Annotated in this window: 21 protein-coding genes and 1 pseudogene; 13 read left to right on the top strand and 9 right to left on the bottom strand. The window is 58.6% G+C overall.

The genetic code is table 11. The features are described from left to right. The first annotated feature begins 18 nt into the window (after positions 1-18). From ASG35_RS29115 to tssJ, 6 genes are read left to right on the top strand one after another with little or no spacing between them, the layout of a single operon-like run. Positions 19-1119 (top strand): hypothetical protein, encoded by a 1101-nt coding sequence (locus ASG35_RS29115; RefSeq protein ID WP_056365971.1) that lies wholly within the window; start codon positions 19-21, stop codon positions 1117-1119. After that, the gene (locus ASG35_RS31125; protein WP_082508663.1) at positions 1116-1904 is read left to right on the top strand and encodes a hypothetical protein; all 789 of its coding nucleotides are present in this window, start codon (positions 1116-1118) and stop codon (positions 1902-1904) included. The genes ASG35_RS29115 and ASG35_RS31125 overlap by 4 nt, the downstream gene beginning before the upstream one ends. After that, complete coding sequence (locus ASG35_RS29110) at positions 1888-4803, top strand: ImcF-related family protein (RefSeq protein ID WP_162244448.1); 2916 nt, start codon at positions 1888-1890, stop codon at positions 4801-4803. The genes ASG35_RS31125 and ASG35_RS29110 overlap by 17 nt, the downstream gene beginning before the upstream one ends. Positions 4804-4830: 27 nt before the next feature. Continuing rightward, positions 4831-6606, top strand: a complete 1776-nt coding sequence (gene tssF, locus ASG35_RS29105) for a type VI secretion system baseplate subunit TssF (protein ID WP_056365968.1) — start codon at positions 4831-4833, stop codon at positions 6604-6606. Then, on the top strand, positions 6603-7709 hold the full coding sequence (tssG, locus tag ASG35_RS29100; RefSeq protein WP_056365965.1) for a type VI secretion system baseplate subunit TssG: 1107 nt from the start codon (positions 6603-6605) through the stop codon (positions 7707-7709). The genes tssF and tssG overlap by 4 nt, the downstream gene beginning before the upstream one ends. Further along, complete coding sequence (gene tssJ / locus ASG35_RS29095; RefSeq protein WP_056365963.1) at positions 7706-8212, top strand: type VI secretion system lipoprotein TssJ; 507 nt, start codon at positions 7706-7708, stop codon at positions 8210-8212. Before tssG ends, tssJ begins: the two co-directional genes overlap by 4 nt. A gap of 57 nt (positions 8213-8269) precedes the next feature. Here tssJ and prpD read toward each other — a convergent pair. From prpD to prpB, 4 genes and pseudogenes are all read right to left on the bottom strand, one after another. Continuing rightward, positions 8270-8704 (bottom strand): annotated as a pseudogene (prpD, locus tag ASG35_RS29090) (2-methylcitrate dehydratase); the annotation flags it as partial. A gap of 1 nt (position 8705) precedes the next feature. After that, the coding region (locus tag ASG35_RS29085) for a bifunctional 2-methylcitrate dehydratase/aconitate hydratase (protein WP_156393431.1) at positions 8706-9747 on the bottom strand (1042 nt) is incomplete at its 3' end. 21 nt (positions 9748-9768) lie between these two features. Next, positions 9769-10941, bottom strand: a complete 1173-nt coding sequence (gene prpC / locus ASG35_RS29080; RefSeq protein WP_056365959.1) for a bifunctional 2-methylcitrate synthase/citrate synthase — start codon at positions 10939-10941, stop codon at positions 9769-9771. Positions 10942-10982: 41 nt separating this feature from the next. Further along, positions 10983-11876, bottom strand: a complete 894-nt coding sequence (gene prpB, locus ASG35_RS29075) for a methylisocitrate lyase (protein WP_056365957.1) — start codon at positions 11874-11876, stop codon at positions 10983-10985. Positions 11877-12043: 167 nt separating this feature from the next. Between prpB and prpR the strand changes: the two genes are divergently transcribed. Beyond that, a complete protein-coding gene (gene prpR, locus ASG35_RS29070) occupies positions 12044-13936 on the top strand; it encodes a propionate catabolism operon regulatory protein PrpR (RefSeq protein ID WP_056365954.1) in 1893 nt (630 codons plus the stop codon). Positions 13937-13946: 10 nt separating this feature from the next. On the opposite strand, the gene ASG35_RS29065 is transcribed toward prpR, so the two are convergent. From ASG35_RS29065 to pcaH, 3 genes are all read right to left on the bottom strand, one after another. Continuing rightward, positions 13947-14252: a DUF2288 domain-containing protein gene (locus ASG35_RS29065; RefSeq protein ID WP_056366185.1), complete on the bottom strand. Its 306-nt coding sequence runs from the start codon at positions 14250-14252 to the stop codon at positions 13947-13949. 79 nt (positions 14253-14331) lie between these two features. Further along, positions 14332-14922, bottom strand: a complete 591-nt coding sequence (gene pcaG / locus ASG35_RS29060) for a protocatechuate 3,4-dioxygenase subunit alpha (protein WP_056366182.1) — start codon at positions 14920-14922, stop codon at positions 14332-14334. Between the two features lie 2 nt (positions 14923-14924). Continuing rightward, the gene (gene pcaH / locus ASG35_RS29055; protein WP_056365951.1) at positions 14925-15635 is read right to left on the bottom strand and encodes a protocatechuate 3,4-dioxygenase subunit beta; all 711 of its coding nucleotides are present in this window, start codon (positions 15633-15635) and stop codon (positions 14925-14927) included. 98 nt (positions 15636-15733) lie between these two features. On the opposite strand from pcaH, the gene pcaQ reads away from it, so the two are divergent. Continuing rightward, the gene (gene pcaQ / locus ASG35_RS29050) at positions 15734-16747 is read left to right on the top strand and encodes a pca operon transcription factor PcaQ (RefSeq protein WP_082508660.1); all 1014 of its coding nucleotides are present in this window, start codon (positions 15734-15736) and stop codon (positions 16745-16747) included. 316 nt (positions 16748-17063) lie between these two features. Further along, positions 17064-17432, top strand: coding sequence for a response regulator (locus ASG35_RS29045; RefSeq protein WP_156393417.1), 369 nt, complete (start codon positions 17064-17066; stop codon positions 17430-17432). Between the two features lie 12 nt (positions 17433-17444). Here the strand turns inward: ASG35_RS29045 and ASG35_RS29040 are convergent, their stop codons facing one another. Beyond that, positions 17445-18158 (bottom strand): lysophospholipid acyltransferase family protein, encoded by a 714-nt coding sequence (locus ASG35_RS29040; RefSeq protein WP_056365948.1) that lies wholly within the window; start codon positions 18156-18158, stop codon positions 17445-17447. A gap of 225 nt (positions 18159-18383) precedes the next feature. Here ASG35_RS29040 and pip point away from each other — a divergent pair, with 225 nt between their 5' ends. The 4 genes from pip to ASG35_RS29020 all read left to right on the top strand — a co-directional run bounded on the left by pip (position 18384) and on the right by ASG35_RS29020 (position 24405). Further along, on the top strand, positions 18384-19448 hold the full coding sequence (gene pip / locus ASG35_RS29035; protein ID WP_056365945.1) for a prolyl aminopeptidase: 1065 nt from the start codon (positions 18384-18386) through the stop codon (positions 19446-19448). A 142-nt stretch (positions 19449-19590) separates the two neighbouring features. Next, the gene (locus ASG35_RS29030; RefSeq protein ID WP_056365941.1) at positions 19591-20013 is read left to right on the top strand and encodes a hypothetical protein; all 423 of its coding nucleotides are present in this window, start codon (positions 19591-19593) and stop codon (positions 20011-20013) included. Positions 20014-20597: 584 nt separating this feature from the next. Further along, positions 20598-21299: a hypothetical protein gene (locus ASG35_RS29025; protein ID WP_442854871.1), complete on the top strand. Its 702-nt coding sequence runs from the start codon at positions 20598-20600 to the stop codon at positions 21297-21299. Positions 21300-21438: 139 nt separating this feature from the next. After that, complete coding sequence (locus ASG35_RS29020) at positions 21439-24405, top strand: EAL domain-containing protein (RefSeq protein WP_056365934.1); 2967 nt, start codon at positions 21439-21441, stop codon at positions 24403-24405. Positions 24406-24448: 43 nt separating this feature from the next. On the opposite strand, the gene ASG35_RS29015 is transcribed toward ASG35_RS29020, so the two are convergent. Next, positions 24449-24658: a hypothetical protein gene (locus ASG35_RS29015; protein WP_056366173.1), complete on the bottom strand. Its 210-nt coding sequence runs from the start codon at positions 24656-24658 to the stop codon at positions 24449-24451. Positions 24659-24891: the final 233 nt, after the last annotated feature.

Raw genomic sequence — 24891 nt, 5'->3', positions numbered from 1 at the left:
CCAAAGCAAGACTCGACCATGTCGATGTGGTTCTGGTCCCGACTGCTTGTGTTTCCAATCGTCGGATGGTGCGCCGTATTCGGCTTGCGACTTTTCTATCACGACGAGGAAATGACCAGGCTCGCGGCCGAGGCAAACACGAACGAGAGCGACCGAGCAAAGGCGATCGAATTTGCTCAGGAGCCACTCGCGGTAATGGGTTTGTCCTATGTAACGGCGATGGAGGCGAGTGGCGAAGGTGTTGCATCGGCGATTGCGCAGAAGATACGGGTGCTGAAGGTAATGTCTCCGCGATCAGGGGCAAAAGCATTGCGGCATACATCGCTCTCGTTTAGTGAAGACCTGGGAATGCCGGACCGTTACCAGGCAGTCTTTGTCCAGTTGCTTGCGAGTCTCAAGGACCCTCTTGATGATTTCCCGATCGACGTTCCGTTTTCCGTACGCCTGCAATTGCCGAAAGACGCCGATCAGACGCGGATGGCGGGGATCTGGAAAGCCTGCTGGCTGAAATGCGGGTACACGGATGCTCCGGTTCAGTTGCTCGATTCAGAGTCGGGACTGATGGCGCTTGATTCATGGCTGGATATCGGCGGCGGCCCCACGCTCGAAAAGTTCACGCTGTTTGTCGCGGTGCAACTACATCACGAATCGCCGGAGAACAGCGCGGAGGCGGCGGCGGCGGTGTTGCTTGGATGGGCGCCGCTTGCGGAGCGACGGGGCCTGAAGCCAATAACGTTATTACATCGGCCTGTGGAGGCGCAGATGGCCGACCTCATGACGTCTTTACCCAAGTCGCTTAAGTGGGGCCGAGCGACTGCAACGCAGGTCAATCACGTGTGGCAGGCAGGTTTAGCCAGCGAAGACAAGTTCGCGTTCTTGAAGAAGTCCGGCGATATTGGATTGCAGGCATCACAGACTAAAGACTTTTCGGGAGTTCATGATATAGACCGGGCAATCGGAAATCCCGGCACTGCAGCCGGGTGGCTTTCCGTCGCGCTTGCGTGCGAGCACGCGTGGCGCACTACCGAAACGCAACTCGTGTTCGCACGAGAAAATTCACTTCGACTGGCCGTCGTGCAACCGCTTGCGAATGAGCATCAAATGGAACGTATTCAATGAAGGCGCCGAAGTTGTCGGGTTACTGGATCTTCGTTGGATCCGTCACCGTTGGAATGGCGACGCTCGCGTATTTCAAAGGTTCATCGATAGATCCGTCGCCCTTTACTCGCGTTGTCGGCGTCCTCCTGATTGGCGCGGTACTGCTTCTTCTGCAAGGATGGCTCAAAGCGGCATGGCTATATGTAGCCAGTCGTGCGCCTGGCCGCAACGTCGGCAAGCATGAACGTGACCCAGCCGCAAAGATAGGAGCCGCGAAGCCGCTCGAAATCGATATTTATGCACAGCGCGTACGGCGCCTCAAACTCACACTGCAACAGACATACGGATGGCGCTGGCGTAATCAGCAACCGTGGTTGCTTGTCACCGGTGATCAGGAGTCAGTGGATCGGCTTTCTCCCGGTTTGAGTACCTCAGGGTGGGCGATCACACCCGAGGCGATACTGTTATATGCGGGTGCTACCGGAAAGACCGACGAGAACTGGCTGAAACGCATCCGCAGTCTTCGCAGGCGAAGTCCAGTGAATGCCTCCGTTCAAATTATGCACATGAGCGATGCGTCGGTGCTGCCATCCATAGAAAACGAGCTTGCACTTAGTCTTTTTTCTCAAGCTCGCATTTTGGGCTGGGCTCCGCCGGCGTATTTGCTAAGCGTTGTTGATATTGACGGCGCGGCATTGCAGGGCGTGAAGATCGTCGCCAGTACATGGTCGAACAGGAAAGGCGCGGTCAATAACTTCGCCGTCGCATTAAGTGTGTTGTCGCGAAACCTTGCAAGCGCAGGTTGACGGTCTGGTTAAGGACGGTGGCAATCGCTATTACGCGCGGCTGTCGCAGCATATCGAGGCTTACGCCGGCGCAATTTCGAGTGTGGTTGCCAAGCTGAATGGCTCGCAGCAGGCTGCGATATCAGGCGTGTTCTTTGCACCCTCATTCATTGGTTCGCCAGTAGCAGCGGCCGACACATCCCAACCAACATGGCGGGCGATCGCCGCCCACAGCCGCACCGTGCCCGGCCGTCACGTGGGCTTTTCCATCTCCCGCATTGCCGCCTGGAGTGTCATTGCACTCGCGGCCATATGGATTGCCGGCACGCTGACATCGGTCGCCACGAACCGCGGCGCTATCAAGACCGCCGAAACAAGCATCGCAAAGCTATCAGCCCCAAACGACGCAACCCAGGCCGCCCTCAACCTCGACTCGCTACAACGGCAGATCGGGATTTTGGAAGCACGTCAACGCGATGGCGCTCCGTGGTACAGCCGTTTCGGCCTGAATCATGACGCTGCGCTATTGAACGCCGTATGGCCCTCCTACGAAGCCGCAAGCCGTCGCGTATTAATACAGTCCGTGAGTACGCAGCTCGAAGCCAACCTGCAACAACTCGGCTCTCTTACCGATCAGGAGCTGGCAAACGGTGGCGATGCACAAGTCAAGGCCGCCTATGCCACCCTTAAGTCATACCTGATGCTGTCTCAACCGCAGCACGCAGACGCAAGCTTCCTGATTCCGCAGCTTCTGGCAACGGAGCAACCTGCGCGTCCCGAATCGTCATCGATCACCGCAACCAATTGGCGCGATCTGACCAAGCGTCTCATCACATTCCACGCGAATCACCTTCGCCAGCGTCCATCGCTTGCAATCACGCCTGATGTCTCGTTGACCGCCACGGCTCGTCAAACGCTGGTAAGCGTGATGGGCCTGCAAAATTCGACGGACACCGTCTACCAGCAGATCCTCGATGAAACCCGCGTCAAATATCCGCCGGTAAGCTTGCAGACTCTACTAGGCGATACAAGCAGCCGCGGCCTCTTCGCAACCGGCGAAACCATGCCCGGCGTCTACACGCGTCAGGCGTGGGATGAGCGCATTGGCAAGGCTTTCGATGACGCCGACGAACAGCGCACGACCACTGGCGACTGGGTCCTATCCGATACACCTGCTGCGAACGCCGCGACATCAAAGACATCGCTCAAGGACCAATTGCGCCAGCGCTATTTCGCTGACTATGGCCGCGCGTGGCAGCAGTTGCTGAACAGCGTCCATTGGCAAGCGGATACATCGTTATCAGGAACTGTCGACCAACTGAACCTCTATGCCGATCCACAACGCTCGCCGCTCTCGGCGTTGTTCAAGGTTATCGTGTATCAGGCCGGCGCGGGCGCAGTGGGGCAATCGTTATCGGATTCGCTCGTCAGCAAGGCCCGGCATCTGGTAGGCGGTGACGATAAAGACAACGATCCGGACAACGCCGTTGTACAACCGGAAGCGCCACTCGCGTCGGCATTCGGCCCGTTGCTGCGGGTTGCGGGCAGCGATCTCGCAACGCACGGTCCAACAAAGCCCGGCGCACCTCAAACCACGGGCACATCCGATATCAGCCTTTCCCGCTATCTCGAACGTGTCACGGGCGTTCGCCTCAAGCTCCAGCAGATCATGATGAGCCCGGATCCCGACGCGATGTCGCGCACTGCGGCACAAGCAATTCTGCAAGGAAAGACATCGGATATTGGTGATAGCCGTGAATACGCAAGCCGCGTCGCCGCGAGCCTCGGCGAACAATGGTCGGGATTCGGCAATGCGGTATTCCAGCGGCCACTCGATCAAACCTGGGAAGTGGTCCTTCAACCAGCCGCGGCAAGTCTGAACGAAACATGGCGCACGGCGGTCGTCGCGGCGTGGGACAAGTCGTTCGGTGGTCGCTATCCTTTCGCGGACTCGGACAGCGACGCATCGTTGCCTGAAATGGCGCGGTTCCTGCGCGCAGATGGAGGCGTGATCTCGCAATTCGTATCGACGCAACTCGGCGGCATCATCGAGCGTCAGGGTGATCAGTGGGTCGTGTTGCAAGCCACTGGACGTAATTCGCTCAGAGTCGACCCCGAGTTCATGAGTGCGCTGAACCGGCTCACGCGTGTATCGAACGTATTGTTTCCAACCGGCGATGCCAATCTACGCTACGAACTTCGTGCTATCCCGACGCCGGGAATAACCGACGTAAAGATCACGCTGTCGGGCCGCGACTTGCATTACTTTAACCAGCGTGAGGAATGGATGCCATTCGTGTGGCCCGGCGATGCCCTGGAAAACGGTACGCGTATCGAATGGAAGACCGAGCAAGCCGGGCCGCGTGTAGCGTTCGACTACGCGGGCCGCTTTGGATTGATTCGCTTGCTGGAACGCGCAACGGTGTCACAGCAAGACGGCGCCCGTTACTTGTTACGCTGGCCTTTGGGCAAAGAGGCAATGGGTGTCGCGCCTGAAGCAACGCCGACTGAAACAGTCGAAACAGCCGTGCCGCAGCGGCGCTCGCTCGCCGCACCAAAGCCGCCGCAAATCCATGAGATTGACGACTGGACCGCTCGAACTGCAGCTAGTCCAGCTCCGACACAGGCAGACTGGAAGCTCGACCGGAGCAACGTAGCAAAGCCATCTCCTCAGCCGCTCGGACCCGCGAAACCTCGCTTCCTGCAGGTGCAATTGCGCAGCGAAGTAGGTGCAGGTCCGCTCGACGTCCTGAAGCTTCGGAACTTCGCGTTGCCGTCGCGGATATTTCTTCGCAGCGAGGTTACGAGTCGCACGAGCCATCCCGGACCTAATCCTCTGCCTTTGCCAGCGGCTGCACTGAATGCCGCGAAGCACGCCACAACCCCGCTTCCTCGCGGCGCCTTGCCGATCATTGACTAATCGTCGGCAATTAATTAAGGATCCCAAATGGATGACGCCGTCCTGCGCTATTACGAAGCGGAAATGCGCTACCTTGGTGAGGCCGCGAAGGAATTTGCCGATGCGCATCCGGATCGCGCCCGGATGCTCAATCTTGATCGCGTTGGTGACCGCGATCCGTATGTCGAGCGGCTGTTCGAAGGTTTCGCGTTCCTTACCGGGCGTTTGCGCCAGAAACTCGACGATGAACTGCCTGAGCTCACTGAAGGACTCGTCAGCCTTTTATGGCCGCACTATCTTCGGATGATCCCGTCGTTATCGATCCTCGAGATGACACCCGCGCCTGAAACATTGCAAAAAACGGAAGGTGTGCCCGCTGGTCTCGTAGTGCGTTCCGGCAAGGTCGGCGCAAGTGGCGTGCATTGTTTGTATCGCACGACGCAAGCCGTGACGCTGATGCCGATTCGGCTAACTGAAGCCGCGCCATTCGTGAGGCACGACGCGCGCTCCGTGATCCGGTTCAAGTTCGACATCGACCGCTCGGCGCGTCGCGACGCGCTTGATCTGTCGCGAATCCGGCTTTATCTGAATGCGGACCTTCCCGTTGCCTTCGCGCTGCATCTTGCATTGACACGACAGACGCAATCAATCGCATTGCGTGTCCCTGAAGTGCAGGACGGCGCTGCAATGCCTCTGCGCAGTGCACGTATTGAAACCGCAGGGTTTTCTGCCGAGGAGCGGTTGTGGCCGAAAGCGGACATCGCGTTTTCAGGCTATCAATTGCTACTGGAATATTTCACGTTCCGCGAGAAGTTTCTTTTCGTCGACTTGTGCGGACTGAGCGTGAGCGCCTTGCCGGCCGACGCGTGGAGTTTTGAAGTCGAGGCTCTGCTCAAGGAAAGCTATCCTGTTGATCTGCGTTTCACTGCAGCCAACGTCCGTTTGTTTTGCACGCCAATCATCAATCTTTTCGAACTCGATGCTGAACCCGTGCGCATCGATCATCATGAAACTGAGTATCGTGTGAAGCCTATGCATCATCATGGCGGCTTCGTTGAAACATATTCGGTGGAAGCCGTAGAGGCGTTCGATCACGATACCGCCGAGCGCTTCGAGTACGTTCCGTTCTCTACATTCCGGCATCGCGGCGGCATGCTTCGGCATGAGGCGCCCGAGCGTTACTTTCATACCCGTGTGCGACAAGGCGTGAAAGGTTTGTTCGATACATGGATCATCCTGGGCGGCCACGCGTGGGAGTCGATGCCGGACTTGCCCGAGGAGACGTTGTCTCTGCGCGTGACCGGCACGAACGGCATGCTGCCACGCAAGGGACTACGCGAAGCAAGTATCAACGAGCTGGTCGCGAGCGCGCCGAACGTCGGGCGGGTTCGCAATCTGACATCGCCTACGGTGCCGGTTTATCCGCCGGTGAACGATCGTTTCCAATGGCGCGTGTTGTCCCATCTGGCGCCCAATTTCCTCTCGTTGATGGACGCTGAAGTCCTGCGCGGCGCGCTGGCGCTGTACGACTGGACGAGTGACGAACTCAATCGGCGCCGGCTTGCGGGCATTCAGCATGTTTCGCAAAAATTGCTGCGGAAAGTGATCGGCGGAGGTATTGAGCGAGGCGTGCTGATCGAAGTGACAATCGACAGTCACGCGTTTGCTGGAACCGGCGACCTGTATCTTTTCGGCGAGCTGCTGCACCGGTTTTTCGCGTTGTATGCCGAGATCAATCTGTTCACGCAACTGGCAATCATCAGCCTGCCTTCGGGCAAACGCCTGGAGTGGGCGGCGAGCCATGCGGAGCGTTCTTCGCTATGACTACCGGCTATGCAATGACGCCGCTCGCACGGGCGATCCTCGCAAGATCCTCACGGATGAACTTCTTTCAGCTTTGCCAGTTGATGGAACGCCTGATGCCAGAAGGCGCGGGCCTTGGCGCAAGCGACACGCCGGTGGAGGAACCGGTCCGGTTCCGGCCGTACCCCAAAGTGGGTTTCCCCGGCACCGAGATGGCCGCTGTTGAATTCGACGATGAGCGGCCAGACCGGCCACCCGCGATCCGTACGACCTTCCTTGGCCTGTACGGTGTGGACGCGGTCATGCCTCCACATTTGATCGACGACATCGTGCTCAGGCGGGAAGGGCACGAGGAAGTCATGGCGTTTCTGGACATTTTCAATCATCGGCTGACGACGCTTTTTTATCGAGCGTGGAGGAAATATCGCTATCCCTCAGGATTCGAACGAACTGATGACAGCACGTCGCGCGCGTTGTTGTGCCTCGCAGGTTTCGGTCTAGGCGATAAAGCCGCCGCCGCGGGTTTGCCTGACACGCGTGTGCTTGGAATGCTGGGCCTGATGAGTCAACGGACACGAACTGTCGAAGGATTGGCCGGCGTGGTGGCGCTCGCTTTACCCGGCGCAGGCGTGAAGATTGAAGAGCGTTTTCCCGTGTGGGTGAAATTGGACGACCAACCGGGGCTGCGTTCAGGCGCAGGCGGTAATGCCGCGCAAGGTCTAGGTCGGGGTCATGTTCTGGGACGGCGCGTCATGAATCGCGGCGAGGCGGTGCGTCTCACATTGCAACCGGCTACGGCCGAGCAGGCGCACGAACTTCTTCCCGACGCGTCACTTCATCACGAGTTGATGAGCGTGTTGCGCGTGTATCTGGGCAACAAGACTGACGTCGTGGTGCGGATGGTGGTCTCTGCATCCGTAGTGCCGGAGCTCAAACTGGGTCCTGTAACTGCCGAAGCGCGCAGCAAGATTCACCAAGGGCGCCTTGCATGGACCGCGTTGCTGAAGCCTGCAACTGACCGCCTCATTACCATCCCCATCGGCCGATACCAGGCGATCCCGGCGACGCATGCCACGCGCGTTGCAGGGCTTGGTGACGCAGCACGAGAATTGGAGCTCGCATGAATGTAGTTGCCCTGGTCACAGCGGTCTTAACTAGCACGATGTTGTCCGCGTGCGGAGCCTGGCAAGGTGTTTCGGACACGTCCGTCGGCGCGTACAAGGCGGTGTTTCACAAGCAAGCGAAGGTGTTGAACGTCGATCTGAACGCGCGTGCATCGTTGAATCCCGACGAAGCCAACCGCCCCGTGTCGGTTGCTGTCCGCATATATCAGCTGAAAGATCGCAGATCGTTCGATAGCGCTTCTTACGACGACCTGCTGAAGAACGAGCGCGCTGTTTTGAGCAGCGACTTGCAAGATACTGCAAGCGCCGTCGTCAACCCCGGCAGTGCGGTGAGCCTGTCGCAACCCATGCTGCCGGATACCGGTTACATCGCGATCGCGGCGTTTTTCCGCAATCCAAAAAACGATAACGACTGGCGCCGGGTCATACCCAGGAAAGTGTTGTCGGCAACGGAGCCGTTGAAGTTCGATCTGGTGGAGCAGGAGTTGGTGAGCCGTCAATAGAAAACAGCCGTTCCCGGTTAAAGCGAGAACGGCTGTGTTGGTCAAACTACGCGAGATTCAAATCACGTACAAATCAACATATTCATTGACCGGCATTGCTTCTAGCGTTGCCTGATCCAGCGATGCCGCGATAATCGCCTCTTGCTGTTTCGCCGGGAAGCGCCGTGCGAGGTTGGTCCTGAACTTCTCGACCAGCAGCGGAATGCCGTCTTCGCGGCGGCGCTTGTGTCCGATCGGGTATTCGACAACCAACTCGTCGAACGTGCTGCCGTCGTTGAATTCCACCGTCAGCGCATTGGCGATCGAACGCTTCTCGGGATCGAAATAATCCTTCGTGAATTGCAGGTCCTCCACGCACTCGATCTTCGCGCGCAAGGTATCGATGCGCGGATCCTTCGCGATCGAATCTTCGTAATCGGAAGCCGTGAGACGACCGTAAATCAGCGGCACGGCGACCATGTACTGAATGCAGTGATCGCGATCGGCGGGGTTNTCGCGATCGAATCTTCGTAATCGGAAGCCGTGAGACGACCGTAAATCAGCGGCACGGCGACCATGTACTGAATGCAGTGATCGCGATCGGCGGGGTTATCGAGCGGACCTTTTTTATCGATGATCCGGATCGCCGCCTCGTGCGTTCGGATCGTGATCTTCTTGATGTCTTCAATTTTCTTGCCGCTTTCAGCAAGCTTGGCGTTCAACGTCATCGCCGCTTCCACCGCCGTTTGCGAGTGAAATTCAGCCGGAAACGAAATCTTGAACAGCACGTTTTCCATCACGTACGAACTGTACGGACGCTGGAACTTGAACTCGTTGCCCTTGAAGAGGACATCGTAAAAGCCCCACGTTTTAGCGGTCAGAACCGACGGATATCCCATCTCGCCCGTCTTCGCAATCAACGCAAGACGCACGGCGCGCGACGTGGCATCGCCTGCGGCCCACGATTTACGCGAACCCGTATTCGGCGCATGACGATACGTGCGCAGCGAATGACCATCGACGAAAGCCAGCGAAACCGCGTTGATCAGTTCATCGCGCGTGAGGCCGATCAGTTGCCCGACAACCGCCGTCGATGCCAGCTTCACCAGCAACACGTGATCGAGCCCGACCTTGTTGAACGAGTTTTCCAGCGCGATGCAACCTTGAATTTCGTGCGCCTTGATCATGCCGATCAAAACGTCTTTCATCGTCAGCGGCTTTTTGCCGGTGGCAATGGCGTTGCGCGACAACCAGTCGGCAGTCGCCAGAATCCCGCCGAGATTGTCGGACGGATGACCCCATTCGGCGGCAAGCCACGTGTCGTTGAAGTCGAGCCAGCGGATCATTGCGCCGATGTTGAACGCGGCCTGAACCGGATCGAGCTGGAACGATGTACCTGGAACCTTGGCGCCGTTGGGGACGATCGTGCCGGGCACGATGGGTCCCAACGCGGTATCGAGCGCCAGTTCGCTGTCGATCTGATAGTTGAGAACGTAGTCGACTATGTCGACCAGTACGCGATCCGGCTCGGGCCGGACGTTTGAAATATGGCTCATATAGTTAGGATGTCTCTGTAATTACTTGCGTTTGTTCAATGACTCGAACTTCAGATTTTCGGGCCCGGTGTAATTCGCGCTTGGCCGAATGATCTTGTTATCGATGCGTTGCTCGATGATGTGCGCACTCCACCCCGACGTGCGCGAGATCACGAAAAGCGGCGTGAACATGGCGGTGGGCACGCCCATCGCGTGATACGAAACCGCGCTGAACCAGTCCAGGTTCGGGAACATCTTCTTCGCGTCCCACATCGTCGTTTCAAGTCGCTCGGCGATGTCGAACATCTTCGTATCGCCAGCTTCCTTCGACAGCTTCTTCGCGATGTCCTTGATCACCTTGTTGCGCGGATCGGAGATCGTGTACACCGGATGACCGAAGCCAATAACCACTTCCTTTGCTTCCACGCGGCGACGGATATCGGCTTCGGCTTCGTCGGGCGTTTGATAGCGGCTTTGGACTTCGAACGCGACTTCATTCGCGCCGCCGTGCTTCGGGCCGCGCAACGCGCCGATACCGCCGGTGATCGCCGAATACATGTCCGATCCCGTGCCGGCGATCACGCGGCACGTGAACGTGGATGCGTTGAACTCGTGCTCGGCATACAAGATGAGCGATGCATGCATGGCATCGACCCAAGACTTCGATGGCGCGACGCCATGCAGCAAATGCAGGAAATGGCCGCCGATGGAATCGTCGTCGGTCTCGGTTTCGATGCGCCGGCCGTTATGCGAATAGTGGTACCAGTACAGCAGAATCGATCCAAGCGATGCCATCAGACGGTCGGCAATATCCTTCGCGCCCGGGATGTTGTGATCGTCTTTCTCGGGCAACAACGTGCCGAGCACGGAGACGCCGGTGCGCATGACGTCCATCGGATGCGCGGAAGCGGGAATCCATTCGAGCGCGGCTTTTAAATTTGCGGGCAAACCACGCAAGGCCTTAAGCTTCGTTTTATACGATTTCAATTCGGCCGCATTCGGCAACTTGCCGTGCACGAGCAGATACGCGATTTCCTCGAACTCCGAGGTTCCTGCAATATCCAGAATGTCATAGCCTCGATAATGCAGATCGTTGCCCGTTTTGCCGACGGTGCACAGCGCGGTATTTCCCGCGGTCACGCCAGATAGCGCGACGGATTTCTTCGGCTTGAACCCGCCTGTAGCAGGTGCTTCTTTCGTCAAGGTATCGCTCATTTGTTTCAGTCTCCTTATTAAACTTACGCAGGAACAAGACCTTACTTTGTCTGATTGAACAAGGCATCGAGCTTCTGCTCGAAATCGTGATATCCGATGCTCGTGTACAGTTCCTCGCGCGTCTGCATGGTGTCCAGCACGTTGGCTTGCGTGCCGTCGGTGCGAATCGCGCGATACACATTCTCCGCGGCCTTGTTCATCGCGCGGAAAGCGGACAGCGGATAGAGCACGATGGAAACATCCACGCTGCGCAGTTCCTCGACCGTGAAAAGCGGTGTCGATCCGAACTCGGTGATGTTCGCCAGGACCGGAACCTTCACGGCATCGACGAATTGTTTGTACATCTTCAGGTCGGTCATCGCTTCCGGAAAAATCATGTCCGCGCCGGCTTCCACGCACGCGCGCGCCCGGTCGATCGCCGCGTCCAGACCTTCCACTGCCAACGCGTCAGTGCGCGCCATGATGACGAAGTTCGCGTCGGTGCGAGCATCGACTGCAGCCCGCACGCGATCGGCCATTTCCTGCTGCGAGACGATCGCCTTGCCGGGCCGATGACCGCAGCGTTTCGCGCCCACCTGATCCTCGATATGCATCGCGCCCGCGCCGGCCTTGATCAGCGACTTGACCGTGCGCGCAATGTTGAATGCGCTCGGGCCGAAGCCGGTATCGACATCGACCATCAGCGGCAAATCGCAGACATCAGTGATGCGGCGGACATCGGTGAGGACGTCGTCGAGTGTCGAGATGCCGAGATCCGGCAAGCCCAACGATCCCGCCGATACACCACCGCCCGACAAGTAGATCGCCTTGAATCCGGCGTGCTGGGCAAGCAGTGCGTGATTGGCGTTGATTGCGCCGACGAGTTGCAGGGGCTTTTCGGCCGCGACCGCCGCGCGGAACTTCGCGCCGGCGCTGAGAGTTGCTGTTGAGCTCATTCGGGTCTCCGTTAGTTGATGCTTATAGGGCAAGTTGTTTGCCAGTGATTCAAGTTGTTGATTGGGAACAGATTAGTCTTTTTTGCCGTCGACTTTTAATTTCATAAATGAAACGACAGGTTTCAAAAGTGAATTAAACTGGAGGAATTTCCATCGGACCGAACATCATGAATCCGCCTCCACGCATCTGGGCCGTCGGCATAAGCAAGTTGCGGGATCTGTATCGCGACATGGCGGCGGAGTACGACGGGATCGCCGATCTGCGCATCGTGGCGCTCGGCTACGAGGACGCGGTGCATGAGATCGAAAACGCGGGCGATGCCCGGCCGGACGTGATAGTCGCGGCCGGATCGAACGGAACGTATCTGAAGGCGCGGATCGGCGTGCCGGTCGTGCTGATAAACCCGACCGGCTTCGATGTCATGCACGCCCTGGCTCGCGCGCGTCGTGAGGGCGAACGGGTCGGGCTCGTGATGCACGGCGAGACGCCGGCGGAAGTCACGCGCTTTTTCCGGGCGTTCGGCGCGGCTATCGAAACCGCTTCGTATCTGTCGGCGGAAGATGCGGAATCGTGCGTACTGGATCTCCGCGATCGCGGTGTGCGCGCCGTCGTCGGGCCGGGACTCGTGACGGAACTCGCGGAGAAGGCCGGCATGAAATCGGTGTTCCTGTACTCGCGCGCATCCGTTCAAGGCGCATTCGAAACGGCGCTCCAAGTGGCGCGTGCAACACTTGGAGAAACGCAGCGCCGCCGCCGGCTCGATCAGGTCCTGCAACATCTGCGCGATGGCGTGATCGCGCTTACCGCCGATGGCCGTATTGAAGCGCTCAGCGGCAAAATGGCCGAGATGCTGCGCCTCGCGCCATCGCAAGTGGTCGGAAAGCGCTTGCGCGATCTTGCGCCCGAGGTTGCGAGCGCCGTGCCGGACGAGCCCGGCGAGTCGCTCGAGACGGTGCGCGGCGCGAGTTATCTGGTGCACAGAAGTGCGTGGGGCGATGCGTCGGCGGCTTCGGGTTCTATCGTCACGTTTCAGGAATCGGTGGCGTTGCAGCGCATGGACCGATCGGTGCGGGCGCGGCAACGCTCGTCGATGCTCGTGGCGCGATACAAGATCGATGACCTCACCGGCAGCAGCCAGTCAATCGAGCAAGTCCGTCAACACGCGCGGCGTTATGCGCGCTCGGACGCGACCGTGCTGATTCGCGGCGAAAGCGGCACGGGCAAGGAGCTCGTGGCGCAAGGCATCCACGGCGAAAGCACGCGGCGCGAGTTTGCGTTCGTCGCGTTGAATTGCGGCGCGTTTCCGGAGACGCTGCTGGAGAGCGAATTGTTCGGCTACGAGGAAGGTGCGTTCACGGGTGCGCGGCGTGGCGGCAAGGCGGGGTTGATCGAATCCGCGCATCGCGGCACGCTTTTCCTCGATGAAATTGGCGAGATGCCCTTGCCATTGCAAAGCCGTTTGCTGCGCGTGCTTCAGGAGCGCGAAGTCGTGCGGCTCGGCTCCACTGAACCCTTGCAAGTCGATGTCCGCATTGTCGCGGCAACGCATCGCGCGTTGAGCGAACGCGTGAAGGCGGGCGAGTTTCGCGCGGATCTTTTTTATCGGCTGAACATCTTGAACCTGATGCTGCCGCCGCTGCGCGAGCGGCCGGCGGATATCGCAACGCTTGCAGCGCAATTGTTGTGGCGCACGGGACGTGTGGTTTCGTTCGATGCCGCGTTCAAGATTCTCGAGCCGGTCACGTCCATGCTCGCGAGTTACTCGTGGCCCGGAAACGTGCGCGAGTTGCAGAACGTGGTCGAACGAATTTCAGTGGAGCTGGACGACGCGGTTGCAAAACCGCCGAAGTTGACCGCCGCATTGATGCGCTCGATTGCGCCGGAACTCGAAGACGAAACAACGGCTTTGAATCAGACGTCGCTCAAGGCGCGCAGCCGCAAGGTGGAGGCGGACGAGATTCGCGCGATGCTGGATTCGTTCAACGGTGATCGCGATAAAACCGCGCATGCCTTGGGAATCAGCAAGACCACTTTATGGCGAAAACTGACGCCGCGCTGAACGGTGTTGCTTATCCGCGTTCCTGCACGCAGACCCACGGCGACACGACGACGGCCCACAATTCGGGATTGCGCTCGGCGAGATCGGCGGCGGTTTCGGCCGTCGTACGTTCCAGTAATCCCGACGACAACCACTCGGTGACCTGCTTTGTATCGTCGCTGGCGACAGCTTCAGCCACGCTGACCAGGTCGATATCGCGCGCCACTTTCAGCAACACGCCACGCGCGAAAAAACGCTGCAACTCGGACCATTCGATCTGAGCGGTTTCGGAGAAAAGCTTGAGGTAAAGCGGGCTGGGAGATTGATCGTCTTTCATGGCGGAATGCAGGCGGGTTCGAGCGTCCGACATCATAAACCATCGATGCCGGGCGCCGTTTTTCCCCGGGACGCGTCGCCTAGAGGTCGAAGAAGACCGTTTCCTTCGGACCTTGCAGATGAATATCGAACCGATAAATCGAATTCGCCGTGCCCGGCTCGCGCTTAGCCACCAGCGTGGATCGCCGTTCTGCGGGAACCAGCGCAAGCACGTCATCGCGTGCGTTGGCTTCGGGTTCATCGTCGAAATAAAGGCGCGTGTACGCGTGCAGGAGCATGCCGCGCATCAACACGATCACATCGATATGCGGCGCTGAATCGGCTCCTGTACTTCCTGGCTTGATCGTATCGACCACGTAGCGAAGCTCCGGGTCCGTGCCCGTGCCGACCCGCGCAAAGCCGCGAAACCCCGACTCGCGCGCTTCGGCCACCGAGCTCACGTAACGGCCGGTCGAATCGGCCTGAACCATCTCGATCACTGCGTCGCCGATGACCTTTTCGTCGCCGTCGAAAACCTGCCCGACGATGCTGATGTGCTGTCCCGCCGATTCCCGGTCCGCGATCGACGGCGTGAACAAGCTTTTCAGGTCGAAGTTGTACTGCTCGGGACACAGGCCATACGCGAAGTACGGTCCGACCGTTTGCGAAGGCGTTTGCTTATAGATCGTCATGTTCAAGCCTCCGTTGGGGTCTGGTTCGGGCCGCGCAGCACGATGTCGAATTCATAACCGAGCGCGTAGGCTTCCTCGGTCGTATCGATGGAAAACCGCGAGATCAGCCGGTTGCGCGCCTGTTCGGGCGTGCCCTGGAAGATGGGATCGAGTTCAAGCAGCGGGTCGCCGGGGAAGTACATTTGCGTGACGAGGCGCGAGCCGAAAAACTCGCCGAACAGCGAAAAATGGATATGGTTCGGGCGCCATGCGTTCGAATGGTTGCCCCACGGGTACGCGCCGGGTTTGATTGTCAGGAATCGATACCGCCCGTCTTTGTCCGTGATGCAGCGTCCGGCGCCGAGGAAATTCGGATCGAGCGGCGCGTCGTGCTGATCCGCCTTGTGCACGTAACGCCCGGCCGCATTTGCCTGCCAGATTTCGACCAGTGTGTTGCGCACCGGCCGTCCGCTTTCGTCCGTAACCCGTCCCGTGACGATGATCCGTTCACCCAGCGGCGCGCCGTTTTTGGCGGCGTTGCGGGTTAGGTCGTTATCGAGCTTGCCGAGATCTTCCGTGCCATAGACGGGCACACGACGGTCCTTTAGCTTCTCTTTGAGGGGAATCAGCGGCAATGAAGGGCTGCGTAATACCGACGACTTGTAGCCCGGATAAGAGTAAGGCGGGTGCGAATCCCAGTCGCGCGGCGTCAGGATCGAGGAGGGGGAATCCATTTTTTTGTCTCCGACTTTTAAAATGTGAATCAACACTTTATCGAAGCGATGAAGTTATGGAAAATGACGTTTTATGCATTCAGACATAACCTATCGTCATGGATAAACCATCCTCTTCTGGCGGAGCGCCAGCTACGCAAGCAAGCGGTGCGACGAGCGACCTTACAAGCGGGCTGACCAGCGGACGGATCAAGTTCCGGCACCTGCAGTGCTTTCTCGCCGTGACGCAGTTCGGTAGCGTGCAACGCGCGGCGGACAGCCTTTCGATCACGCAGCCGGCAGTATCGAAGACGATTGCGGAGCTTGAATCCATTCTCGGCGTGCGCTTGTTCGAGCGAGGCCGGCGCGGCGCCGAACCTACGCGGGAAGGACGCCTTTTTGCGCCCCATGCCGCGGCTTGCGTGGGCGCGCTGCGCGAGGGCGTGGATGAGTTGTCGCGCCATGGCGTCGAGCATCCGGGGACGGTTTCACTGAGCGTTCTGCCAACGGTCGCGCCCGCTTTGTTGCCGCCCGTATTGGAGGCGTTCCGGGCGCAGTGGCCGGGGGTATCGGTGAAAGTGTGGACTGGGTCGAACTCCCAGTTGCTCGAACGCCTTAAGTCCGCCGATGCCGATCTTGTCGTCGGCCGGCTCTCGGAACCCGAAGTCATGCTCGGGATGACCTTCGAGCAGTTGTATCGCGAGCCGCTGACGGTCGTGGTTCGCCACGATCATCCGCTGGTGCACGAGAGCAATGTCACCGCAACCTTGCTTGCACGTTTTCCCGTTGTCGTTCCGCCGTTCGGCACGCTGATCCGGCAGTCGGCCGAGAGCGTGCTGACGGCCTTCGGCGCGCAGGCGTTGAGTTCCTTGATCGAGACGTTGTCGGTGTCGCTCGGGCGCGCTCTTGCATTGCACAACGACGCGGTCTGGTTCGTGCCGGCGAGCGTGGTCGAGCATGACATCGCGTTGAAGTTGCTCGCGCGTTTGCCTATGCCGTTCGCCAGCGCGGATGAACCCATCGGTTTGATCCTGCGCCACGACCGCACGAGATCGCCGGCAACCGATGGTCTTATCGATGCAATCCGAGCAGCCGGACGCGTTCGCGAGGCAGTGCGTATCGGTATGAAATAGCGTGTGCCAAGCGTTGCTGCAGGCACTTGTTACCGCGTGAGCGGCATCGGCAAAACCCCATTAGCATACGTGCGATAAAAGCTATATAAGTGGCTCAATGAATGAGTGGCGAACGCCGGTCGAGGGTGTAACGCGGAGTGACGCGGATTAACGCGGTCCATGGACAACAGCGTTGTAATCGTGGGCAAGATATCCGCGTGCAACCAAAATCGCCCTCGCGCTGTCTCATCCCGCAAGACTGCATCAAGCCTTCATGCTTCAAGCCTTCATGCATTTAGCCTTATTAACCAAGACGCCCACCAAAGCCGCCAGCACGATGAAAACCGTATTACTCGTCGACGACGATCCCGAGACCATCGAAGCGTGGACCCTGTGCATGCAGTCGCAGGAGTGCAAAGTCCTGTCCGCGTTCGACGGCAACGGCGCGCTAGCGTTGCTCGGCGAGAACAGCGTTGACATTGTGGTATCGGACTGGAAGATGCCTGGTCTCGGCGGCGCGTTGCTCTGCCAGACCATGAAGACGAACTCGGCGACGGCGCACATTCCGTTTCTGATGATCTCGGGCCATCCGCATCCGCCGGCTTTCGTTCATTACGATGGGTACTTGCAAAAGCCCGTCGATATGGAAGCGCTGCTGTCCGCGGTGGACCGGCTTTGCGCGGCAAAGCGCCGCCAGCCGTTTTAAAGAAAGCGCGGCTTACGCAAGCCGCGTCATCTCTTTCTCCATGCGCTCCTGCGCAAGCCGGTTCAACTCTTGCGGCACCACACAATCAGCAGGAAGCGCCGGCATCACGATCACGCGAATATGGCCGGGCTGATCCGGCCAGCCTTTGGCGGGCCAGTATTTCCCTGCGTTATGCACGACCGGAACGGCGGGCACTTGCGTGGAGCAAGCAAGCCTTACCCCGCCCGATGCCAGCTTCAACGGCGCATCATGTGCGACCCGCGTGCCTTCCGGAAAGATCACCACCACGTCGCCCAGCGCAAGTTTTTCCGCGCATTCGCGCGTGACCGCCTGATGCGCCTGACGCGGCGAACCACGGTCGAGACTCACCATGTCGAGCCCTTTCAACACCCAGCCAAAGAACGGAATACGCTTGAGGTCGCTCTTGAACACAAAGCTGATGCGACGCGGAAACAGCGCCATGAACGCGAGTGTTTCCCAAGTCGATTCGTGCCGGCACAACATGATGAACGGCTCGTCCGGCAGGTTTTCGAGCCCTTCGACCGAGCACGACACGCCGGTGATCACGCGCATCATCTTGACCATCGCGCGGCACCATTGTTTGGCTAGCCAGTAACGGCCTTTGCGTCCGACGAACGGAAACAAAGGCAAAATCAGTATGGACCACACCGTGCCGCTGCCAAGCAGGTAGGTTGCGAATAGCCACTTGACGTAGGTTCGATGCATTAAGTATCAGGCGATGGTAAAAACGTGGCTCAAGCGCCGCAAATGGCGATAAGGCGAATGGAGGTCGCGAGGTCCGCGACCTTGGTTGTATCGGCGAAGGCGAATCAACCCGCGCACGAAACCCGAAGGATAGCTTGTGCGGCGGTTCGTGTCCCGATTCCAAAATCCCGCCACGTGCGCAATCAGATACAGAGAGACGCGTGATCTCTCTCCAACGGAGTTCCAATGACGGATGATGCAGGCAACGAAGTAACCACCCGGGCTCCGGAAGATTCATCGGCCGGGAAGGTTCCGGCTTTCGATGAAGGCATGCTCGACGTTGGCGATGGCCACTCGATCTACTGGCGCGCGCAAGGCCCGAAAGACGCGCCCGTGATGCTGATCGTGCATGGCGGTCCGGGCGGCGCGATGAACCTGAAATGGGGCGACGTGCTGGATGCATCGAAGTGGCGGATGGTTTTCTTCGATCAACGCGGCTGCGGCAAATCCACGCCGTTCGGCAAGCTGGAACATAACGGCACGAAGGAACTCGTCGGAGATATGGAAAAGCTGCGCGAGCTGCTCGGCATCGAAAAATGGGCGCTGTTTGGCGGCTCGTGGGGCACGACACTCGCGCTGAGTTACGGCGTGACGCATCCCGAACGCTGCCTGGGCTTTTTGCTGCGCGGGATTTTCCTGGCGCGCAAGCAGGACATCGACTGGTTCCTGTGGGACGTGCAGCGCGTGTTCCCGGACGCGCATCGCAAGTTCCTCGATGCAATCGAAACCGCGAGCGGCAAGCGTCCGCTGAACGCGGCGGAAATCCTTTCGCTCACCGGCGCGCCGCTTGCCCGTTTCGATGACGCCGGCATCAAGCTCGCGCGCGCCTGGGCGGGGTTTGAAGCGACGTTGTCGGTCGTGAACAAGCCCGCGCAGAACAAGGGCGAAGCAAAAGCCGACGCCAAGGAAGCCGATTCCGCGAAACCTGCTCCCACGCCCGAGGAGACGCGCGAGTCCAATGCCGCGGCCATTTCCATGTCGCTGCTCGAGCATCACTATATGGCGCACGAGCTGCCGCCCGAGCCGATTTTGCCTCGTATCGGGAGGATCGCGCATTTGCCGTGCGTGCTCGTGCATGGCCGCTTCGACATGGTTTGCCCGGCCGATCAGGCGCTTGCACTCGCAGATGCCTGGCCTGGCGCAGAGCTTTCCATCGTCGATGCAGCCGGTCACTGGACCTTCGAACCTGGCAACGTGACCGCGCTCAAGGCAGGCGGCGAGTTTCTTGCGCGTGCTCTCGCTGCAGGTTGACAGGCAAGGGTTTGCGGCAGGCAAAAAATTTCCTGCGGGGCCCGCCAGGCGGTAAATTTGGGACGGGAATGGTACGATCGCGCCTTGCAACTCTCGGCGGGCCGTACCCGTCGAACGGTAATCAAGTTACGGAGGCAACCCAATGGCCCAACAGAAAACCAATCCGAAACTGGAGCAGGCGCTGACCCGCGGCGATCTCGCGATTCGCCAGGCCAACTCCGGCCGCGCGACCGCGGTATTGCGCGCGCTCGGCAAGATGATCGTGGAAGCATCGGCGACCATTGGCGTGGAAGCGTTTGTCGTGATCCACGATGGCGACAAGATCTATGACCCGGTCGACGGCATGTGGCCGCAGCAGCTTCTCGTCTCACTCGATGGCCCAGTGGAAGATGCCGATCCCGACGAACTGCGTACGGTCACGTTGATGGCCGACACGCCCGCAACGGTGTTCCGATGCGAATGGCAACGCGCGGACGGCAAGATCGGCCGTCAGGAAGGGCGTCCGCTCGCGATGGTGGCTTTCATTACCGATGTGGATATTCCCTGGCTCGACGACGAAGACTGAAGCACGTAATAAGTTTTGTAGCTGGCGGACGCATCGCCGTCCGCCAGGCTAAATGTAAAGCCTGATAAAAATCCGCTTTAATCGCAATAACTACATGCGACGGACATTGAGAAGATTGCCAAATCGGTAATTTGGTAACCTCGAATGCGCCGAGTTTTGTGTCAATTTATAAACCCCGGTTCTTCCCCATAGTCAAAAATCGCGCACGCCGCCGGTGCATAAACACCGCGTCGCGTTTCTGTCGAAACAACAATAATCACGACGCAACGCATGATATCCATAATGCTTTTCATGATACGAAATCAATGGAGTTGATTCTCCGGGCAAATTTCGAAAAGCATCGGAATCGTCGTTTTTTTTAATATCTTTCAAGTTTTATTCTCCATTCAACACCTCATCAATTGGCTTTAGGCGAGACTTAAATTGCCGCGCGTGTTGTTTGCGTCAAGTCGAACGCACCGCGGCATCTCCTTCTCGCCAAAAAATGGGGTAATAAAATGGAACAGCTCGATGCAGGCCAAACTAATGTTTTAAACGATGCTCGTCGTGAAGAGGGCGATAGCGTGGAAACGCTGGAGCGAGCAGTGCATACGCTCAGGAAACGCGAATCCATGCCGTTCACCATACGTATAGTCCGCGAAACGGCCGATCTCGATAAAGTCGTCGATATCCGGCGTCTCGCGTATGCGCGGCATTTGCCTTCCTTCGCGGAGAAACTCGGCATTGAAGAGTGTGATCGTGAAGCCGGCGTAGCGGTGCTTTTGGCGGAGTCGAAACTCGACGGCGCGCCTATTGGCACAATGCGTATTCAAACAAATGAATATGCGCCGCTGGCGCTGGAACAGTCGGTGCGTCTGCCAGATTGGCTGGGAAACAGCCGGCTAGCTGAAGCAACGCGATTGGGCGTGGCGGGCGGTGGTATTGGCCGTGTCGTAAAGGTAATGCTTTGCAAGGCGCTTTGGCTTTATTGCGAGCAGCAGCTTGTCGACTACATGGTTATTACCGCACGCTCGCCGCTCGACCGCGAATACGAGGCCATGTTGTTTGAAGACGTATTCGGTGAAAGGCAATTCCTGCCGATGGCACATGTCGGCGGATTACCACACCGGGTACTTGCCAAGGACGTGATGGCGGCGCGGCGCCGTTGGGAAGAAGCGAAGCATCCGTTATTCCAGTTCATGGTGCACACGGATCATCCGGACCTCGATTTGGAGTTGCCGGATTTATCTTTCCGGCCGGAACCGGTACGATGCCCGGAGGCGTCGCAACTTGCTTTTGGCAGGTAAAAGAAGATAGCCCGGCTGTTTGATGGCCGCGGCCACAAGAGAGGGTGGTGGCGATTCAACTTTGGCGTCGCGCGACGTTTCTCGTTGTTTCGCTACTACTGACGCGGCGTGCGTCATGCATCACGGGGGAAATTCAGGTATGGCGCTGGTCACCTTATTTTCGAGGGCCAAGTCCGGATATGGCGGGTCGAATATCGACCGGTTTCTGTACGCGTTCGCTGTTTATATCGTCCCTACGCTGATTGCACTCGGCACCATTGCGACCCTGGTCTGGGGCACGCAGCAATTCGATTCGAAAGGCGGCGTCACGCTGCCTTTACATGTCCTGAAAGATCCCGCCGGCACGCTCGATCCGGCGACCGCATTACAGCGCCTGTCCGGCGCCATCACGACAAACCGCTTCAATACACAACTCTCGGAAAAACCGTTCTGGTTTGAATTCACCGTTCCCAACATGGGCTCGGAGCAATCCACCTATGCCGAACTTCCGTCCCGGCACGCGCAAACGCTGTCGTGCTGGGTTGCATCGAGTTTGCAGCCGCTAGGGTCCGCGGACCGCCTGAACACAACGAACGAGTTTTCCTCCGTCAAGGCCGGGTTCGCGCTGCATCTGGGCCACATGGCACAACCGTTGAGCGTCTTGTGCCGCGGAACATTTTCCGGACCTGCGCAGATTACGGCGCTTGGCTGGAGCGGTCCCGAGTTGCGCAGCGCGGCGCTTGATTTCCAGGAAAGTTCGGCGCTGATTGCAGGCGGCCTGCTGACACTCGCCGTGTTTGTTTTCGTCACGGCCATGATCAACCGCGAATGGACCTACGTGATCTTCGCGGTCTGGCTCGTCGGCAACTTGCGGCTTTGCGCCAACGCAATGGGTTGGGACATGCAATGGCTCGGGCGCGTGATCCCGCCGGACTATATGCAGAGCCTGCGGCAACTCACCTTTGCCGCGTATTACCTCCTGACCGCCGCCTTGTTCGTCTCGCTGTTCCGCCGCGAACTCAAGGTGATCGGCTACAAATGGCTCTTGAGGATCATCCAGTATGTCGGCCTGGTTCTGCTGGGCGCGGCCATCGTGCTGCCTTATTCGAAGTTCATTCCTACGCTGTGGGTAATCACCGGCTTCGGCGTGTTCGTGCTGATTTTCCTGCTGGCCCGGCTGGTCTGGCTGACGCGTTCGCGCACCGTGCTGTGGTATGTCGGATCGCTTGCGATCGTGCTGTTCGCGACCTTCTCGGAAGTGATGGGCGCGGCGTTCGGTATCAAGCTGCTGGTGGGTGGCGTGAACACCGTGATGGCGGCGTTGTCGTCCAGCATGATGGCGGCGTTCGCGATCGCCGAGCAGATGCGCGCCGAGCGCGAGCATCGCCGGCAAGCGCAGACGGAATTGCGCAACACGTATGACGTGACGCCCATCGGTCTTTTCACACTCGATACCGCCGGCCACTTCGTGCGCGCCAATCCCGCGCTGCGTTCCATGCTCGGATTGCAAAAAGCGGAGTACAAGGTGCGCCACTGGAACGACTACTTCGAGTCGGGCGCGTGGGGGGCGTTGCAGGCGCTGGCATCGAAGGGTAGCGAAGGCGAACTTGAAATGGGCGGCGCGGAAGCGCGCGGCAGCAGCGAGCGGCGCTTCTTGCTGAAGGCCACGCGTTCCAATGGCTGGATCGAAGGATCGCTTCAGGACGTGACGGAACGATCGAAGGCCATCGAACGGCTGCGATTCCTTGCAGAGCACGATCCGCTCACGGGTTCGCTCAACCGGCGCGGCGTGGAGAAAGCCATTGCGGCGCAAAGTGAGGACGCGTCGTCGTGGGCGCTTGCTTACGTCGATCTCGACCGCTTCAAGCTCGTGAACGATCTCTTCGGGCATCGCGCCGGCGATGAAGTCCTGAAACAGGTGGCCACGCGTACCCGCGCGCTGTTCGCGACGCGCTTTCCGTTCGGACGGATTGGCGGCGACGAGTTCGTCTGCGTGATGGGCGGCATGTCGATTGACGAAGCCATCGACTGTTGCCAGAAGCTGATGAGCGCATTGAGCGACACGCCGTATCAGGTCGGCAATCGCGCGTTCCAGGTCAAGGCGTCCGTTGGGCTCGTTGAATGTGCGCATGGAGTGCGTGTGCAGGATGCGCTTTCCCACGCGGACCGTGCGTGCCGCGAAGCCAAGAAAAGCTCGAACGTGCGTATGGTGACCTATCGTAAAGGTGCAACCGCTTTCGAAGAGCGCGCCGAAGAATTGAAGCTCGTCGAGACGCTGGGACGCAACCGCTTGCCGCCTGGGTTGTTCCTCGTCATGCAGCCCATCATGTCGCTCGCCGCGCCGACCGAGTCGCTGAACTTCGAAGTGCTGTTGCGCATGCGTGCGCCCGATGGCGCGACCTTGCCCGCGGGCAAGGTGATCATCGCGGCGGAAGAGTCGGGAAATATCGCGGCCATCGATAAATGGGTGCTCACCACGTTACTCGAATGGATCGAGAAACATCAGGCGTCGCTTCAAAGCACGCGTTTTATCTGCGTGAATTTGAGTGGCGGGTCGCTCAACGACGAGCAGTTCATGGACGACGCCTTTACGCTATTCGCGCGTTACCGGCATGTCGTGCCTTATCTTTGTCTCGAGATTACCGAGAGCGTTGCCTTGCATGATCTCGGCAACACGCAGCGTTTCATTGCGCGCGTTCATGAGATGGGCGGCAAGATTGCGCTCGATGATTTCGGCGCGGGATATACGTCCTTTAAATATCTAAAGGATCTTTCCGCCGATGCCCTGAAAATAGACGGCGAGTTTATCCGCACGATGTGTGCGCATCCGGCGGACATTGCGATTGTCGAGGCTATCGTGGCGCTGGCCCGGAATCTGGGAATGCGCAGCGTGGCGGAGTGGGTCGAGGATATCGATACGCTTCGTGCGCTAAAAGAAATTGGCGTGGATTATGTGCAGGGTTTTCTGATTGCCAAACCGCAGGAAAGCGCGGCTATTTTAAGCGCTGCTTCTGCGGCCAGCTTCGTCAAGGATCCGGACGTGACGGAGTTTATCGATCAGATCAGCGGCAGCGACAAGTCGCTGGCGTTCTCATTCGCTCTCGTTGATAAAGCCGGACTGCACTAAAAGTCACCAAGCAGGCTGCATTAAGCGTCTGGCATTTGTTTATTCAACCTGCCTTCATCTCTTTCAATATCTTCGATGCTGCAATCGGGATGCGCGTGTCATCCCATTGCGCAAGCCATTGCACTTCCTTCGTCGTAAAAAAACCCGGCTTGTTTCGCAGCGCAAATTGCAGTGCATCCACGATGTGATCGCGGATGATCTGGGGCGAGTCTTCGCTTGTGACAACAGCGTGAAGGGCTTCTAGTGCGCTCATGATGCGGACACCCATATGGTTGGCAAAAATGCTGGTAAACCATACCCCGAAGAAAAAGCCGAAAACAAATAATTTTCGGTCTTTTTAAAGCGCTTAGTGTTTGTACGTAGACGCGTTGCACCATTCGTCTCTATGCAAGCCCATTAATGAATCGCGTTCGAGCGGTCCAACTCGATGCTGCATTGCGCTCCGCTTGTAACGTGACCATTTCTTGACTTGTTCCGTCGGCGCTG

The sequence above is a fragment of the Burkholderia sp. Leaf177 genome (assembly GCF_001424345.1).
Taxonomy (GTDB): domain Bacteria; phylum Pseudomonadota; class Gammaproteobacteria; order Burkholderiales; family Burkholderiaceae; genus Caballeronia.
Note: the sequence above shows the minus strand (reverse complement) of the source record. Positions and strands in the feature narration are given on the sequence as shown.